The sequence below is a fragment of the Marinomonas sp. UCMA 3892 genome (assembly GCF_012726345.1).
Classification (GTDB): Bacteria; Pseudomonadota; Gammaproteobacteria; order Pseudomonadales; family Marinomonadaceae; genus Marinomonas.
The window spans coordinates 90,448-104,590 of record NZ_PTXN01000011.1 but is presented as its reverse complement, the minus strand read 5'-3'; the positions used below and the strand labels follow the sequence as shown (position 1 = coordinate 104,590).

Here is a 14,143-nt window from a genome sequence, read left to right as displayed (position 1 = left end):
GAGAAGGATACACAGTGGCACGTAAAACCCCTATCAACCGCTACCGTAACATCGGTATTTGTGCGCATGTTGATGCAGGTAAAACGACGACAACTGAACGCGTTCTTTTTTACACTGGTCTGTCTCATAAAATTGGTGAGGTGCACGATGGTGCAGCAACAATGGATTGGATGGAGCAAGAGCAAGAGCGTGGTATCACGATAACTTCAGCGGCAACAACATGCTTCTGGAGTGGAATGAATAAGCAGTTCGAAGAGCATCGTGTCAATATTATCGACACGCCGGGACACGTAGACTTTACTATTGAAGTAGAGCGTTCTTTACGTGTGCTAGATGGTGCTGTTGTTGTGCTTTGTGGTTCTTCGGGTGTGCAGCCTCAAACTGAGACGGTTTGGCGTCAGGCTAATAAGTATGAAGTTCCTCGTATGGTTTTCGTCAATAAGATGGACCGTACAGGGGCTGATTTCTTTTCGGTTGTTCGTCAATTAAAAACGCGTCTTGGTGCAAATGCGGTTCCTATTCAAATCAATGTGGGTGCTGAGGAAGATTTTCGCGGCGTCATCGATTTGGTTGTGATGAAAACGATTGTGTGGAATGAAGAAGATCAAGGTATGACTTTCACTTTGGAAGATATTCCTGAAGATCTGCTTGATGAAGCGCAAGAGTGGCGTGAGCACATGGTTGAGGCCGCAGCTGAGGCTAGTGAGCAATTAATGGATAAATATCTTGAAGAAGGTGATTTGTCTGTTGAGGAAATAAAAAGCGGTCTGCGGATTCGTACGTTATCCAATGAGATTGTCTTGGTTACGTGTGGTTCAGCCTTTAAAAATAAAGGCGTTCAGGCTGTTTTGGATGCTGTTGTTGAATATTTGCCTTCACCGCTTGAAGTTAAAGCGATTGAAGGTACGCTTGAGGATGGTGAAACAGTTGTGACTCGTGTGGCGAATGATGAAGATCCTTTTTCGTCGTTGGCCTTTAAGATAGCAACGGATCCATTTGTAGGCACATTGACGTTTATTCGTGTGTATTCAGGTGTGCTGCGTTCCGGTGATGCTGTTTATAATTCTGTTAAGCAGAAGCGTGAGCGGATTGGACGTATGGTGCAAATGCATGCAAATAATCGTGAAGAGATCAAAGAGGTTTTGGCGGGTGATATCGCTGCTCTCGTAGGTATGAAGTTTGCTACTACGGGTGATACTCTTTGTGACATGAAAGATGTTGTTGTGTTAGAGCGTATGGAGTTTCCAGAGCCAGTTATATCTGTTGCGGTTGAGCCTAAATCTCAAGCGGACCAGGATAAAATGGCTGTTGCGTTAGGTAAATTGGCGCAAGAAGACCCTTCCTTCCGTGTGGAGACGCATGAAGAGACGGGGCAAACTATTATTTCTGGTATGGGTGAACTACACCTTGATATTCTTGTTGACCGTATGCGTCGTGAGTTTAAGGTGGAGGCTAACATTGGTAAGCCTCAGGTTTCCTACCGGGAGAAAATTCGCAAAGAAGTGGTGGTTAATCACAAATTTGTGCGTCAATCCGGTGGTCGTGGTCAATACGGTCACGTCGTAATGAAATTGATTCCAACTGAAAAAGATGGGCTTGAATTCGTTAACGAGATTGTTGGTGGTGCTATTCCTAAAGAATACATCCCTGCAGTAGAAAAGGGTGTTTCAGAGCAAATGAAGAACGGTGTAATCGCTGGTTATCCATTGTTGGGTATCAAGGTTGTGCTGATCGATGGTTCATTCCATGATGTTGACTCTAACGAAATGGCCTTTAAAATTGCAGCTTCTCAGGGGCTAAGAAAAGGAGCGGTAGATGCTGATCCTTGCGTTCTTGAACCTGTAATGAAAGTGGAAGTTGTAACTCCTGAAGAATACATGGGTGATGTGATGGGTGACCTGAATCGTCGTCGTGGTCTTGTTCAGGGGATGGACGATTCCCCGTCAGGGAAGATTATTCGTGCTGAAGTTCCTCTCGGGGAGATGTTCGGATATGCAACTGACGTGCGTAGCTTGTCGCAAGGGCGTGCAAGTTATGCAATGGAGTTTGAGAAATACGCTGAAGCACCGGCTAGTGTGGCAGACGCGATCATCAAAAATGAAGATTAATCATCATACTTACTAATTCTTAAGGTGTATGTATCATGGCAAAGAGTAAATTCGAACGTAATAAACCGCACGTTAACGTTGGCACAATTGGTCACGTTGACCATGGTAAAACAACTCTAACTGCAGCATTGACTCGCGTATGTGCAGAAGTATTTGGCGGTACTGCCGTTGCTTTTGACGGTATCGATAATGCTCCTGAAGAGCGTGAGCGTGGTATCACTATCTCTACTTCTCACGTAGAGTACGATTCACCAACTCGTCACTACGCACACGTAGATTGTCCTGGACACGCCGATTATGTTAAAAACATGATCACTGGTGCTGCTCAAATGGACGGTGCGATTCTAGTTTGTGGTGCGACTGACGGCCCTATGCCTCAGACTCGTGAGCACATTCTTCTTTCTCGTCAAGTAGGTGTTCCTTACATCGTTGTTTTCTTGAACAAGTCTGACTTGTTGGCTGATGACTGTGGTGGTGCGGATTCTGAAGAATACGCAGAAATGCTAGAGTTGGTTGAAATGGAATTGCGTGACCTTTTGTCTGAATACGACTTCCCAGGTGATGATACTCCAATCATCCCAGGTTCTGCGCTAATGGCGTTGAAAGGCGAAGACGACAACGAAATGGGTACAACTGCTGTACGTAAACTAGTTGAGACACTAGACACTTACATTCCTGATCCAGAGCGTGCAATCGACGGTGCATTCTTGATGCCTATCGAGGACGTATTCTCTATCCAAGGTCGTGGTACAGTTGTTACTGGTCGTGTTGAGCGTGGTATCATCAAAATTCAAGAAGAAGTTGAGATCGTTGGTATCGTTGATACTACTAAAACAACTTGTACTGGTGTTGAGATGTTCCGTAAGCTTCTTGACGAAGGTCGTGCTGGTGAGAACTGTGGTATTCTTCTTCGTGGTACTAAACGTGAAGATGTACAGCGTGGTCAAGTATTGGCTAAGCCTGGTTCAATCACTCCTCACACTCAGTTTGAAGCAGAGGTTTATGTATTGGGTAAAGATGAAGGTGGTCGTCACACTCCATTCTTCAAAGGTTACCGTCCACAGTTCTACTTCCGTACAACTGACGTAACTGGTGCATGTTCTCTTCCTGAAGGCGTAGAAATGGTTATGCCTGGTGATAACATTCAAATGACTGTTGAACTAATTCACCCAATCGCGATGGACGAAGGTCTACGTTTTGCGATCCGTGAAGGTGGTCGTACAGTTGGTGCTGGTGTTGTAGCTAAAATCCTTAAGTAATTAGATATTAATATCTGCTTACTTTGATTTAGAAAAGGCCACTCGCATATCGAGTGGCCTTTTTATTTTATGGTTTATTTTGTTTGTTCAGAAATTGGTTACTTGACAACCAGTTTTTGAATGGCTAATATTCGCCGTCCTTAAAAAAGGATTGTGGCTTAATAAATGTACAGTTAAGTCATTAAAACATTGTATTTGGAGTTGGAAATGCAAAGCCAAAAAATCCGTATTCGTCTGAAAGCGTTTGATCATCGTCTGATCGATGCTTCAACACAAGAAATTGTGGACACAGCGAAACGTACAGGTGCGCAAGTGCGTGGACCGATTCCACTTCCTACTCGCAAAGAGCGTTATACAGTATTGATTTCTCCACACGTAAATAAAGATGCGCGTGATCAGTATGAAATCCGTACACACAAACGTGTTCTAGATATCGTTGAGCCAACTGAAAAAACAGTTGATGCTCTAATGAAGCTGGATCTTGCGGCAGGCGTGGAAGTACAAATCTCTTTGGGTTAATAGCTCAAAGTTTGGGGTGCGACAACCGGCTGGTTATCAGTCGGCTATATGCACAATAGTGGAATGATCTGGAATGATCAGCCGTAGCGGGTGATAGCCCCATACACAACTGGCAAGTGAGGTAAAAAATGGCTATTCAATTAGTCGGACGCAAAGCCGGTATGACACGTATCTTCACTGAAGATGGTGTATCCGTGCCAGTAACCGTCATCGAGGTTGAACCGAACCGCGTTACTCAGGTGAAAACAGCAGAAACTGATGGCTACCAAGCTGTTCAAGTTACTGTAGGTTCTCGCCGTTCGAGCCGCGTTAACAAAGCTGCTGCGGGTCATTATGCAAAAGCGAATGTTGAAGCAGGTCGTGGTTTGTGGGAGTTCCGCCTGGCAGGTGACGAAAAAGAAATCAATGTTGGTGATGAGCTGACTGTTGCTGATTTCGAATCTATCCAAATGGTTGATGTAACTGGTCAATCAAAGGGTAAAGGGTTTCAAGGTGCCATCAAGCGTCATAATTTTAGTATGCAAGACGCTACTCATGGTAACTCGTTGTCTCACCGTGCACCTGGTTCTATCGGCCAATGTCAAACACCTGGTCGTGTTTGGAAAGGCAAGAAGATGGCTGGCCATATGGGTGCTGCACAAGTAACTACTCAATCACTAGAAGTGGTTCGTGTAGACACAGAACGTAACCTTATCCTAGTGAAAGGTGCCGTACCTGGTGCAGTAAATGGTGATGTTATTCTTCAATCAGCTGTTAAAGCTCGCTAAGAGGGGTAGACAATGAACTTGAATCTAACAGGCGCGGAAGGAACTGTAGAAGTTTCTGACGTAGCCTTTGCTCGTGAATATAACGAAGCGTTGGTTCACCAAGTAGTTACATCTTACTTGGCTGGCGCTCGTCAAGGCTCACGTGCACAAAAAACACGCTCTGAAGTAGCAGGTGGTGGACGCAAACCTTGGAAACAAAAAGGTTCTGGTCGTGCGCGCGCAGGTACTATCCGTAGCCCTCTATGGCGCTCAGGTGGTGTTACGTTTGCTGCGAAACCACAAGATCACTCTCAGAAAGTGAACAAGAAGATGTACCGTGCAGCAATGCGCACCATCTGGTCTGAACTTGTACGTCAAGACCGTCTTGTTGTTGTTGAAGATCTTAAATTGGAAGCTCCAAAAACTAAGCTCTTCATAGCAAAAATGGCAGAATTGAATATTGAGAACGCTTTGATTGTTTCCCATGATTTGGATGACAATTTATTCTTGGCGGCTCGCAACATTCCTAACGTAGATGTACGTGATGCAGCGTCTATCGACCCTGTTAGCTTGATTGCTTACGACAAAGTGTTGGTGACAGTTGGTGCTCTGAAACAAGTTGAGGAGGCACTAGCATGATCGGCGAACGTATTTATAAAGTTCTGTTGGGTCCACATATTTCCGAAAAAGCAACTATCGTAGCCGAAGGCAATGGTCAGTATGTTTTTCGTGTAACTGGTGATGCAACTAAACCTGAAATCAAACAAGCTATCGAAGCGCTTTTTGAAGTCAAAGTTGAGTCTGTTCGCACGTTGAACCATAAAGGTAAAACAAAGCGTACAGTTCGTGGTCTAGGTAAACGTAAAGACGTGAAAAAAGCGTATGTACGTTTAGCCGAAGGTCAAGACATTGATTTCATGGTCGCTGAATAAGGGGAGATAGGTCAATGGCTGTTGTTAAAAGTAAGCCAACGTCTGCAGGCCGTCGTCACGTTGTTAAAGTTACCAACAACGATTTGCACAAAGGCGCACCATATGCACCTTTGCTAGACACAAAAAGCAAATCTGGTGGACGTAACAATAACGGACGCATCACTACGCGTCACGTAGGTGGTGGTCATAAGCAGCATTACCGTATGGTTGATTTCCGTCGTAATAAAGATGGGATTTCTGCGGTAGTTGAGCGTTTGGAATATGATCCAAACCGTTCTGCAAATATTGCATTGATTAGATATGCTGATGGTGAGCGTCGTTACATTATCGCTTCCAAAGGTATGGTAGCTGGCAATATCGTTTTTAGTGGTGCAGATGCGCCTATCAAAGCGGGTAATACTTTGCCTCTGCAAAATATCCCAGTTGGTAGTACCGTACACTGTGTCGAGCTTAAGCCAGGTAAAGGTGCGCAAGTTGCGCGTTCTGCTGGAGCTTCTGCTCAGCTAGTTGCTCGTGAAGGTCGTTACGTTACTCTTCGCCTACGTTCAGGTGAAATGCGTAAAGTACTGACAGAATGTCGCGCTACTTTAGGTGAAGTATCAAACTCTGAGCATAGCTTAAGAGTTCTTGGTAAAGCTGGTGCTACGCGTTGGCGTGGTGTTCGTCCTACCGTTCGCGGTGCGGCGATGAACCCAGTGGATCACCCACATGGTGGTGGTGAAGGTCGTAGCAAAGGTGGTCGTCACCCAGTTACACCATGGGGTGTGCCTACTAAAGGTTACAAAACACGCAGCAACAAGCGTACTGACAAACTTATTGTACGTCGCCGTACTAAGTAATAAGAGGAAACGACTGTGCCACGTTCACTAAAAAAAGGTCCTTTTATCGACCTTCATTTGTTGAAAAAGGTAGAGGCTGCGGTAGAGAAAAATGATCGTCGTCCAATTAAAACTTGGTCACGCCGTTCTACTATCTTCCCTGATTTTGTAGGGTTGACTATCGCTGTCCATAATGGTCGCCAGCATGTTCCAGTTCTAGTAACTGAAGATATGGTCGGTCATAAATTGGGTGAGTTCGCTCCGACCCGTACATATCGTGGTCATGCTGCGGACAAGAAAGCCAAACGGTAATAAGGGGTATTAACATGAGTGAAGTAAAAGCTTCATTGAAGGGTGCTCGCCTCTCAGCGCAGAAGGCCCGTTTGGTTGTAGATCAAATCCGCGGCAAATCTGTTAGCGAAGCACTGAACATTTTAACGTTCAGTCCTAAGAAGGCGGCAGTAATTGTTAAGAAGGTACTAGAGTCTGCTATAGCTAATGCTGAGCATAACGAAGGTGCTGATGTAGATGACTTGCGTGTGTCTACGGCTTACGTTGATGAGGCTATGACTCTGAAGCGTATTATGCCACGTGCCAAAGGCCGTGCTGACCGTATTCTAAAACGCGGTTGCCATATCACAGTTAAAGTCGCTGACTAATTAGGAGAAACCCAATGGGTCAGAAGGTTCATCCAACTGGTATACGCCTAGGGATAGTTAAAGATCATACTTCTACTTGGTATGCGAATAATCAAAACTACTCTAAGCTGTTATTAAACGATCTTCAGGTTCGTGCGTTCCTGGAGAAAAAATTGGTCCAGGCTTCTGTTTCTCGTATCGAGATTCAGCGTCCTGCTCAGACAGCTCGTATTACGATTCACACTGCCCGTCCGGGTATTGTGATTGGTAAGAAAGGCGAAGATGTTGAGAAACTACGTAATGCAGTTTCTGAAATGATGGGCGTACCTGTCCACATTAACATCGAAGAAATTCGTAAGCCTGAAATGGATGCTAAATTGGTTGCGCAAAATATTGCTAGCCAACTTGAGCGTCGCGTAATGTTCCGTCGTGCTATGAAGCGCGCAGTACAAAATGCTATGCGTGCAGGCGCGAAAGGTATCAAGGTTCAGGTAAGTGGTCGTTTAGGCGGTGCAGAAATTGCACGTGCTGAGTGGTACCGTGAAGGCCGCGTGCCTCTACACACTCTACGCGCTGACATTGACTACGCTACTTATGAAGCTGCTACAACTTACGGCATCATTGGCGTAAAAGTGTGGATCTTCAAAGGCGAAATCTTGGGCGGTATTGAACAAGTGCGAGCTGATAAAGGCGCACAAAAGAAGAAGTCTAAGTAGGGGGTAAGTCATGTTACAACCGAAACGTACTAAGTTCCGCAAAATGCAGAAAGGCCGTAACCGCGGTCTTGCTCTTCGCGGAAACCAAGTTAGCTTTGGTGAATTCGGATTGAAGTCCACTGAACGTGGTCGTCTTACAGCACGTCAAATTGAAGCGGCGCGTCGTGCAATGACTCGTCACATCAAGCGTGGTGGTAGAATCTGGATTCGTGTGTTCCCTGATAAGCCGATTACTCAGAAACCTCTTGAGGTTCGTCAGGGTAAAGGTAAGGGTAGCGTAGAATACTGGGTTGCACAGATCCAACCTGGCAAGATGCTTTATGAAGTTGAGGGCGTTTCAGAACAGCTAGCACGCGAAGCGTTCGCGTTGGCTGCTGCTAAGCTTCCTCTGTCCACAACTTTCGTAACGCGTACGGTGATGTAGATGAAAGCAAAAGAAATGCAAGAAAAGTCTGTAGCTGAGCTACAAGCGACCTTGATTGAACTGCTACGTGAGCAATTTACTCTGCGCATGCAGAAAGCCACTGGTCAGTTAGCGCAAACTCATTTGCTCTCGCAAGTTCGCCGCAATATCGCACGTGTTAAAACCGTGCTAAATGATAAGGCAGGTAACTAAGATGGCAGAAACAAAAGCGCGTATAGCTACTGGTAAAGTAGTAAGCGATAAGATGGATAAAACCATCACGGTACTAGTTGAGCGTACAGAAAAACACCCTCTATACGGTAAGTTTATCCGTCGTTCAACTAAACTACACGCTCACGATGAAAACAATGAGTGCCAAATCGGTGATTTAGTTAAGGTTGTTGAAACACGTCCTTATTCTAAGTCTAAGACTTGGAAACTAGTTCAAGTTGTAGAGAAAGCAGCAGCTGTATAAGCTGCTCCTTCCTTCGTGAGACTTGTTATCTAATTTGATTGGAGAGCAGTAATGATTCAAACAGAATCGATGCTTGATGTTGCAGATAACAGCGGCGCAAAGCGTGTTCAGTGTATTAAAGTACTGGGTGGCTCACATCGTCGTTATGCTGCTATCGGTGACATTATTAAGGTCACAGTGAAAGAAGCGATCCCACGTGGTCGTGTTAAAAAAGGGCAAGTTCTTAACGCAGTTGTCGTTAGAACTAGAAAAGGTGTTCGTCGCTCCGATGGTTCAGTGATCCGTTTTGATGTAAACTCAGCGGTTCTATTGAATGCTTCAGGGCAGCCTATTGGTACTCGTATCTTTGGCCCTGTAACACGTGAATTGCGTACAGAGCAGTTCATGAAAATTGTTTCTCTTGCACCTGAAGTGCTGTAAGAGGGAGAGGGGACATTATGCGTAAAATCAAACGTAACGACGAAGTTATCGTGATTGCTGGGAAAGACAAAGGCAAGCGCGGTAAGGTTGTTAAAGTAGTAGGCGAAAACCGAGTTCTAGTTTCTGGCGTTAATACTGTTAAGAAACACGAGAAACCAAACCCTATGAAGGGTTCAACTGGTGGTATCGTTGAACAAGAAGCACCTATCCAGGTTTCCAATGTAGCCATTTATAACAGTGCTACGGGTAAAGCGGATCGCGTCGGCTTTAAATTGAACGAAGACGGTACGAAAGTACGTGTTTTTAAATCAAATAGTGAAGCGATCGACGCCTAAGAGCGAGAATTATAGCCATGGCGAGACTTAAGCAAGTTTATAAAGATCAAGTTGTAGCAAAACTTACAGAAGAGTTTAGTTACAAAAACGTGATGGAAGTGCCTAAAATCACTAAAATCACTTTAAATATGGGTGTTGGTGAAGCTATCGCAGACAAGAAACTTCTTGAGCATGCGGTAAATGATCTTGAAGCACTTAGCGGCCAGAAAGTTGTAGTGACTAAGGCTCGTAAGTCTGTAGCAGGCTTTAAAATCCGTGACGGTTACCCGATCGGTTGTAAAGTTACTCTACGTGGCGAGCGTATGTGGGATTTCTTCGACCGTTTGGTTGATGTTGCTATTCCACGTATCCGTGACTTCCGCGGACTTAATCCTAAGTCTTTCGACGGTCGTGGTAACTACAGTATGGGTGTTAAAGAGCAAATCATCTTCCCAGAGATCGATTACGATAAAGTAGATCGTGTACGTGGTATGGATATTACCATTACAACGACTGCTCGTACCGATGAAGAAGGTCGTGCTTTGCTAGCAGCCTTTAGTTTCCCTTTCAAGAAATAAGAGGTAGGAATCATGGCTAAAGTATCAATGATTCAGCGCGAAGCAAAACGTACCAAATTAGTAGCTAAGTTCGCTGAAAAGCGTGCGGCTCTAAAAGCGATCATTAGCGACGTTAATGCATCGGACGATGAAAAGTGGGAAGCGACGCTTAAATTGCAAGCGCTTCCACGCGATTCATCTTCTTCACGTCAGCGTAATCGTTGCCAAATTACAGGTCGTCCGCATGGTGTATACCGTCGTTTCGGTCTGTCTCGTATCAAACTGCGTGAAGCAGCGATGCGTGGCGACGTACCAGGCTTGAAGAAAGCTAGTTGGTAAGCAAGTAGAGCGCGATCATAATACATGGCAGTGAGTGGAGTGTCTAAATACTGGACATTCTGCTCGCTGCTGTGTACTATGCGCGAGCTCTATTTGCTGCACAATGGTTTTTAAATTAGGAGCTCTTAAATGAGTATGCAAGATACCCTTGCGGATATGTTCACACGTATTCGTAATGCACAGATGGCTGCAAAGACCTCTGTGAGCATGCCTTCATCAAAAATGAAGTCATCGATTGCTGCTGTTCTACGTGAAGAAGGTTACGTTGGTGACTTTTCTGTAGACGAAGCAGTTAAACCTACGCTTACTATCGAGTTAAAATACTACGAAGGTAAGCCTGTTATCGAACAAATCAAACGCGCATCTCGCCCAAGTTTGCGTCAATACAAAGGCACTAGTGCTCTACCTAAAGTAGAAGCTGGCCTTGGTGTTGCAATCATTTCTACCTCTAAAGGTGTAATGACAGACCGTGCAGCTCGCGCTGCTGGTATCGGTGGCGAAGTAATCTGCACAGTATTCTAGGAGTTAGTATGTCTCGAGTTGCTAATAGTCCCGTGACGCTTCCTAGTGGTGTAGATTTGACTCTAAATGGACAAACTGTCGTTGTTAAAGGCGGTAAAGGTTCTTTAGAGTTTAATATTCACACAAGCGTACAAGTGTCTAAAGAAGAAAATGTTATTACCTTCGCTGCGCGCGATGGTGCAAAACAAAGCCGTGCCTTAGCTGGTACAACTCGTGCTTTGGTTAACAACATGGTTGTTGGTGTTAGTCAAGGTTTTGAGAAAAGATTGTTTCTTCAAGGTGTTGGTTACCGTGCTGCGCTTAAAGGCAACGTACTTAACCTTTCTCTGGGTTTTTCTCATCCAGTAGATTACGAACTTCCTGAAGGCGTAACAGCTGAATGTGCTTCTCAAACAGAAATTGTGATCCGTGGTATTGATAAACAAGCCGTTGGTCAGGTTGCTGCAGAAGTTCGCGGTTTCCGTCCGCCAGAGCCATATAAAGGCAAAGGTGTTCGCTATTCTGACGAAGTAATTCGTCGTAAAGAAGCTAAGAAGAAGTAGGTAGGCATTCATGAACACTAAAAAACAATCTCGGATTCGTCGTGCACGTCGTGCTCGCTTGCATATTCGTGACTTAGGTGCGAATCGTCTTACTGTACATCGCACACCACGCCATATGTATGCTCAAGTGATTTCTCCTTGTGGTAGTAAAGTGCTAGCTAGTGCTTCTACTCTTGAAGAAGCTCTTCGTGGCTCGGCGACTGGTAATAAAGTAGCGGCTAAAGAAGTCGGTACTTTGATTGCTACGCGCGCTAAAGCAGCAGGCGTCACTTCGGTCGCTTTTGACCGTTCTGGCTTCAAATACCATGGCCGCGTTCAAGTTCTTGCTGACGCTGCACGTGAAGCCGGTCTAGAGTTCTAAGGGGTAGCAAATGGCAGTTAATGATCAACAAACTAGCGATCTCCAAGAGAGGCTAGTTCAAGTAAACCGCGTTGCTAAAGTTGTAAAGGGTGGTCGTATCTTCTCTTTCACAGCTTTGACAGTTGTTGGTGATGGTAATGGTAAAGTTGGCTTCGGACGTGGTAAAGCGCGTGAAGTTCCTCAAGCGATTCAAAAAGCAATGGAACAAGCTCGTCGTAACATGGTTTCTGTAAGACTTGATGGTGATACTCTTCAGTATCCTATTAAAGCAAGTCATGGAGCATCTAAAGTGTTTATGCAACCAGCGTCTCCAGGTACTGGAGTTATTGCCGGTGGTGCAATGCGTGCGGTTCTCGAAATCGTTGGCGTTCATAACGTTTTGGCTAAGTGTTACGGCTCTACAAACCCAGTAAACGTAGTTCGCGCTACGATTAAAGGTTTGCAGGATATGAAAGCACCTGAACAAATCGCGGCAAAACGCGGTAAGTCAGTCGATCAAATTTTGGGGTAATGTGTCATGGCGAATAATACCATCACAGTTCAACTAACCCGCAGCCCGATCGGTCGTCTTCCAAAGCACCGTGAAACTGTTAAAGGCTTGGGTTTGCGTAAAGTTGGCCAAACACGTGAGTTGGAAGATACTCCTTCTGTACGTGGTATGGTTAATAAAGTTTATTATATGGTTAAAGTGGTAGGGGAATAACATGTTCTTAAATACACTTCGTCCTGGCGAAGGTAGCAAGCATGCTCCTAAACGTGTTGGTCGCGGCATTGGTAGCGGCTTGGGTAAAACCGGCGGACGTGGCCATAAAGGTCTTAAGTCTCGCTCTGGTGGCTCAGTAAAACCTGGTTTTGAAGGTGGTCAAATGCCTTTGCAGCGTCGTCTGCCTAAATTCGGTTTTACTTCACGTCAGGCAAAGTATGTTGCTGAGGTTCGTTTAAACGAGCTTGCTACTGTAAATGCTGAAGTTGTAGATTTGGCTGCTCTTAAAAGCGCCGACATTCTTGGTCATCAAATTAAGACTGCACGTGTAATTTTGTCTGGTTCAATCGACAAGGCTATTACAGTTCGTGGTCTTAAAGTGACTAAAGGTGCTCGTGCCGCTATTGAAGCAGCTGGCGGAAAAGTCGAGGAATAAATGGCAAAGCGTGGCTCACTACCAGCTGGTATGCAAAACGGATTAAGCGAGCTTTGGGCTCGTATCCGTTTCGTTTTTCTGGCAATTATTGTATACCGAATCGGTGCACACATCCCTGTTCCAGGAATTAATCCTGATAGGTTGTCTGCGTTGTTTGATCAAAATGAAGGCACTATTCTGAGTTTATTTAACGTATTCTCAGGGGGCGCGCTTGAGCGCATGAGTATTTTTGCACTCGGGATTTTGCCCTATATTTCTGCCTCTATTATTATGCAGTTATTGACGGTTGTGAGTCCGCAGCTAGAGCAGCTAAAGAAAGAGGGTGAAGCTGGTCGTCGTAAGATTACTCAGTACACTCGTTACGGTACGGTGCTTCTTGCCCTTGTCCAGTCTGCCAGTATGGCGGTTGGTTTGGCAAGTCAAGGCATCTCATTTAGTAGTGGCATGGAGTTCTATGCTGTTGCTGTTGTGACGCTGGTTGCTGGTACTGTTTTCTTAATGTGGTTGGGTGAGCAAGTTACTGAAAAAGGTATTGGCAATGGTATATCCATTCTTATCTTTGCAGGTATCGTTGCAGGCCTGCCATCTGCTTTAGGTCGTTCATTTGAGTCGGCTCGTCAAGGCGATATCAATATTTTAGCTTTGCTGCTAATTGGTATATTAGCTATTGCGACTATTGCGTTCGTTGTTTTCATCGAGCGTGGGCAGCGTCGTATAACGGTTAATTATGCCAAGCGTCAGCAAGGCAAAAAAGTATTTGCTGCACAAAAGAGTCATTTGCCTCTTAAGGTGAATATGGCTGGTGTAATCCCACCTATATTTGCTTCAAGTATCCTTTTGTTCCCAGCTTCGATCGGACAGTGGTTTGGTCAAGGCGAAGGAATGGAATGGTTGCAAAATATTTCTTTGGCTCTAGCTCCTGGGCAACCGCTCTATGTGCTGTTGTTTGCGATAGCAATTGTATTCTTTTGCTTCTTCTACACGGCACTAGTGTTCAACCCTAAAGATGTGGCAGATAACTTGAAAAAATCCGGTGCTTTTTTGCCGGGTATTCGTCCAGGCGATCATACAGCTCGATATATTGATGGTGTAATGACTCGTTTGACATTGTTTGGTGCTTTATACATCACTCTAGTGTCTCTGATGCCTCAGTTCTTTGTTGTTGCGTGGAATGTTCCATTCTACTTTGGCGGTACTTCTATGTTAATCGTAGTGGTAGTTGTCATGGACTTTATGTCGCAAGTTCAAAGTCATTTGATGAGTCAGCAATACGAATCATTAATGAAGAAATCTAATCTGACTGGTTATGGTCCAAATGGCCTAATGCGTTAAGCG

24 protein-coding genes are annotated in these 14,143 nt (G+C 44.9%); all 24 read left to right on the top strand.

The genetic code is table 11. From position 1 onward, the window contains the following. Window positions 1-14 precede the first annotated feature (14 nt). Complete coding sequence (fusA, locus tag B6N13_RS16185) at window positions 15-2,108, top strand: elongation factor G (RefSeq protein ID WP_012071939.1); 2,094 nt, start codon at window positions 15-17, stop codon at window positions 2,106-2,108. A 35-nt stretch (window positions 2,109-2,143) separates the two neighbouring features. Further along, window positions 2,144-3,367, top strand: a complete 1,224-nt coding sequence (gene tuf / locus B6N13_RS16180; protein WP_012071938.1) for an elongation factor Tu — start codon at window positions 2,144-2,146, stop codon at window positions 3,365-3,367. Window positions 3,368-3,574: 207 nt separating this feature from the next. Next, on the top strand, window positions 3,575-3,886 hold the full coding sequence (gene rpsJ, locus B6N13_RS16175) for a 30S ribosomal protein S10 (protein ID WP_012071937.1): 312 nt from the start codon (window positions 3,575-3,577) through the stop codon (window positions 3,884-3,886). Between the two features lie 128 nt (window positions 3,887-4,014). Next, entirely contained in the window at window positions 4,015-4,653 is a 639-nt protein-coding gene (gene rplC, locus B6N13_RS16170) for a 50S ribosomal protein L3 (RefSeq protein WP_012071936.1), read from the top strand. Window positions 4,654-4,665: 12 nt separating this feature from the next. Beyond that, window positions 4,666-5,271, top strand: a complete 606-nt coding sequence (rplD, locus tag B6N13_RS16165; RefSeq protein WP_012071935.1) for a 50S ribosomal protein L4 — start codon at window positions 4,666-4,668, stop codon at window positions 5,269-5,271. Beyond that, window positions 5,268-5,564, top strand: a complete 297-nt coding sequence (gene rplW / locus B6N13_RS16160; protein ID WP_012071934.1) for a 50S ribosomal protein L23 — start codon at window positions 5,268-5,270, stop codon at window positions 5,562-5,564. Before rplD ends, rplW begins: the two co-directional genes overlap by 4 nt. A 14-nt stretch (window positions 5,565-5,578) precedes the next feature. Then, window positions 5,579-6,403 (top strand): 50S ribosomal protein L2, encoded by an 825-nt coding sequence (gene rplB / locus B6N13_RS16155; RefSeq protein ID WP_012071933.1) that lies wholly within the window; start codon window positions 5,579-5,581, stop codon window positions 6,401-6,403. A gap of 15 nt (window positions 6,404-6,418) precedes the next feature. Continuing rightward, a complete protein-coding gene (gene rpsS / locus B6N13_RS16150; RefSeq protein ID WP_012071932.1) occupies window positions 6,419-6,694 on the top strand; it encodes a 30S ribosomal protein S19 in 276 nt (91 codons plus the stop codon). A 14-nt stretch (window positions 6,695-6,708) separates the two neighbouring features. Then, window positions 6,709-7,041, top strand: a complete 333-nt coding sequence (gene rplV, locus B6N13_RS16145; RefSeq protein ID WP_012071931.1) for a 50S ribosomal protein L22 — start codon at window positions 6,709-6,711, stop codon at window positions 7,039-7,041. Between the two features lie 14 nt (window positions 7,042-7,055). Then, on the top strand, window positions 7,056-7,736 hold the full coding sequence (rpsC, locus tag B6N13_RS16140; protein WP_012071930.1) for a 30S ribosomal protein S3: 681 nt from the start codon (window positions 7,056-7,058) through the stop codon (window positions 7,734-7,736). 10 nt (window positions 7,737-7,746) lie between these two features. After that, window positions 7,747-8,160 carry a 50S ribosomal protein L16 gene (rplP, locus tag B6N13_RS16135; RefSeq protein ID WP_012071929.1) on the top strand — a complete coding sequence of 138 codons (414 nt, stop codon included), beginning with the start codon at window positions 7,747-7,749 and terminating at the stop codon, window positions 8,158-8,160. Next, entirely contained in the window at window positions 8,161-8,352 is a 192-nt protein-coding gene (gene rpmC, locus B6N13_RS16130; RefSeq protein ID WP_012071928.1) for a 50S ribosomal protein L29, read from the top strand. Window position 8,353: 1 nt separating this feature from the next. After that, a complete protein-coding gene (rpsQ, locus tag B6N13_RS16125) occupies window positions 8,354-8,614 on the top strand; it encodes a 30S ribosomal protein S17 (RefSeq protein WP_012071927.1) in 261 nt (86 codons plus the stop codon). A 51-nt stretch (window positions 8,615-8,665) separates the two neighbouring features. Next, entirely contained in the window at window positions 8,666-9,034 is a 369-nt protein-coding gene (gene rplN, locus B6N13_RS16120) for a 50S ribosomal protein L14 (RefSeq protein ID WP_012071926.1), read from the top strand. Window positions 9,035-9,051: 17 nt separating this feature from the next. Beyond that, window positions 9,052-9,369: a 50S ribosomal protein L24 gene (gene rplX, locus B6N13_RS16115; protein ID WP_012071925.1), complete on the top strand. Its 318-nt coding sequence runs from the start codon at window positions 9,052-9,054 to the stop codon at window positions 9,367-9,369. Window positions 9,370-9,386: 17 nt separating this feature from the next. Next, entirely contained in the window at window positions 9,387-9,926 is a 540-nt protein-coding gene (gene rplE / locus B6N13_RS16110) for a 50S ribosomal protein L5 (RefSeq protein ID WP_012071924.1), read from the top strand. A 12-nt stretch (window positions 9,927-9,938) separates the two neighbouring features. Then, entirely contained in the window at window positions 9,939-10,244 is a 306-nt protein-coding gene (gene rpsN, locus B6N13_RS16105; protein WP_012071923.1) for a 30S ribosomal protein S14, read from the top strand. A gap of 129 nt (window positions 10,245-10,373) precedes the next feature. After that, window positions 10,374-10,766, top strand: coding sequence for a 30S ribosomal protein S8 (rpsH, locus tag B6N13_RS16100; RefSeq protein WP_012071922.1), 393 nt, complete (start codon window positions 10,374-10,376; stop codon window positions 10,764-10,766). 8 nt (window positions 10,767-10,774) lie between these two features. Beyond that, entirely contained in the window at window positions 10,775-11,308 is a 534-nt protein-coding gene (gene rplF / locus B6N13_RS16095; RefSeq protein ID WP_012071921.1) for a 50S ribosomal protein L6, read from the top strand. Window positions 11,309-11,318: 10 nt separating this feature from the next. After that, a complete protein-coding gene (gene rplR / locus B6N13_RS16090) occupies window positions 11,319-11,669 on the top strand; it encodes a 50S ribosomal protein L18 (protein WP_012071920.1) in 351 nt (116 codons plus the stop codon). Window positions 11,670-11,679: 10 nt separating this feature from the next. Next, window positions 11,680-12,180 carry a 30S ribosomal protein S5 gene (gene rpsE, locus B6N13_RS16085; RefSeq protein ID WP_012071919.1) on the top strand — a complete coding sequence of 167 codons (501 nt, stop codon included), beginning with the start codon at window positions 11,680-11,682 and terminating at the stop codon, window positions 12,178-12,180. Window positions 12,181-12,186: 6 nt separating this feature from the next. Further along, window positions 12,187-12,372 (top strand): 50S ribosomal protein L30, encoded by a 186-nt coding sequence (gene rpmD, locus B6N13_RS16080; protein ID WP_012071918.1) that lies wholly within the window; start codon window positions 12,187-12,189, stop codon window positions 12,370-12,372. 1 nt (window position 12,373) lies between these two features. Further along, window positions 12,374-12,808: a 50S ribosomal protein L15 gene (rplO, locus tag B6N13_RS16075; protein ID WP_012071917.1), complete on the top strand. Its 435-nt coding sequence runs from the start codon at window positions 12,374-12,376 to the stop codon at window positions 12,806-12,808. Beyond that, window positions 12,809-14,140, top strand: coding sequence for a preprotein translocase subunit SecY (gene secY, locus B6N13_RS16070; RefSeq protein WP_012071916.1), 1,332 nt, complete (start codon window positions 12,809-12,811; stop codon window positions 14,138-14,140). Window positions 14,141-14,143 lie beyond the last annotated feature (3 nt).

What these genes read in the sequence shown, in the direction of transcription:
- tuf (WP_012071938.1), top strand. Translation starts at nt 2,144, where the DNA reads ATGGCAAAGAGTAAATTCGAACGTAATAAACCGCACGTTAACGTTGGC.
- rpsJ (WP_012071937.1), top strand. Translation starts at nt 3,575, where the DNA reads ATGCAAAGCCAAAAAATCCGTATTCGTCTGAAAGCGTTTGATCATCGT.
- rplC (WP_012071936.1), top strand. Translation starts at nt 4,015, where the DNA reads ATGGCTATTCAATTAGTCGGACGCAAAGCCGGTATGACACGTATCTTC.
- rplD (WP_012071935.1), top strand. Translation starts at nt 4,666, where the DNA reads ATGAACTTGAATCTAACAGGCGCGGAAGGAACTGTAGAAGTTTCTGAC.
- rplW (WP_012071934.1), top strand. Translation starts at nt 5,268, where the DNA reads ATGATCGGCGAACGTATTTATAAAGTTCTGTTGGGTCCACATATTTCC.
- rplB (WP_012071933.1), top strand. Translation starts at nt 5,579, where the DNA reads ATGGCTGTTGTTAAAAGTAAGCCAACGTCTGCAGGCCGTCGTCACGTT.
- rplV (WP_012071931.1), top strand. Translation starts at nt 6,709, where the DNA reads ATGAGTGAAGTAAAAGCTTCATTGAAGGGTGCTCGCCTCTCAGCGCAG.
- rpsC (WP_012071930.1), top strand. Translation starts at nt 7,056, where the DNA reads ATGGGTCAGAAGGTTCATCCAACTGGTATACGCCTAGGGATAGTTAAA.
- rplP (WP_012071929.1), top strand. Translation starts at nt 7,747, where the DNA reads ATGTTACAACCGAAACGTACTAAGTTCCGCAAAATGCAGAAAGGCCGT.
- rpmC (WP_012071928.1), top strand. Translation starts at nt 8,161, where the DNA reads ATGAAAGCAAAAGAAATGCAAGAAAAGTCTGTAGCTGAGCTACAAGCG.
- rpsQ (WP_012071927.1), top strand. Translation starts at nt 8,354, where the DNA reads ATGGCAGAAACAAAAGCGCGTATAGCTACTGGTAAAGTAGTAAGCGAT.
- rplN (WP_012071926.1), top strand. Translation starts at nt 8,666, where the DNA reads ATGATTCAAACAGAATCGATGCTTGATGTTGCAGATAACAGCGGCGCA.
- rplX (WP_012071925.1), top strand. Translation starts at nt 9,052, where the DNA reads ATGCGTAAAATCAAACGTAACGACGAAGTTATCGTGATTGCTGGGAAA.
- rplE (WP_012071924.1), top strand. Translation starts at nt 9,387, where the DNA reads ATGGCGAGACTTAAGCAAGTTTATAAAGATCAAGTTGTAGCAAAACTT.
- rpsN (WP_012071923.1), top strand. Translation starts at nt 9,939, where the DNA reads ATGGCTAAAGTATCAATGATTCAGCGCGAAGCAAAACGTACCAAATTA.
- rpsH (WP_012071922.1), top strand. Translation starts at nt 10,374, where the DNA reads ATGAGTATGCAAGATACCCTTGCGGATATGTTCACACGTATTCGTAAT.
- rplF (WP_012071921.1), top strand. Translation starts at nt 10,775, where the DNA reads ATGTCTCGAGTTGCTAATAGTCCCGTGACGCTTCCTAGTGGTGTAGAT.
- rplR (WP_012071920.1), top strand. Translation starts at nt 11,319, where the DNA reads ATGAACACTAAAAAACAATCTCGGATTCGTCGTGCACGTCGTGCTCGC.
- rpsE (WP_012071919.1), top strand. Translation starts at nt 11,680, where the DNA reads ATGGCAGTTAATGATCAACAAACTAGCGATCTCCAAGAGAGGCTAGTT.
- rpmD (WP_012071918.1), top strand. Translation starts at nt 12,187, where the DNA reads ATGGCGAATAATACCATCACAGTTCAACTAACCCGCAGCCCGATCGGT.
- rplO (WP_012071917.1), top strand. Translation starts at nt 12,374, where the DNA reads ATGTTCTTAAATACACTTCGTCCTGGCGAAGGTAGCAAGCATGCTCCT.
- secY (WP_012071916.1), top strand. Translation starts at nt 12,809, where the DNA reads ATGGCAAAGCGTGGCTCACTACCAGCTGGTATGCAAAACGGATTAAGC.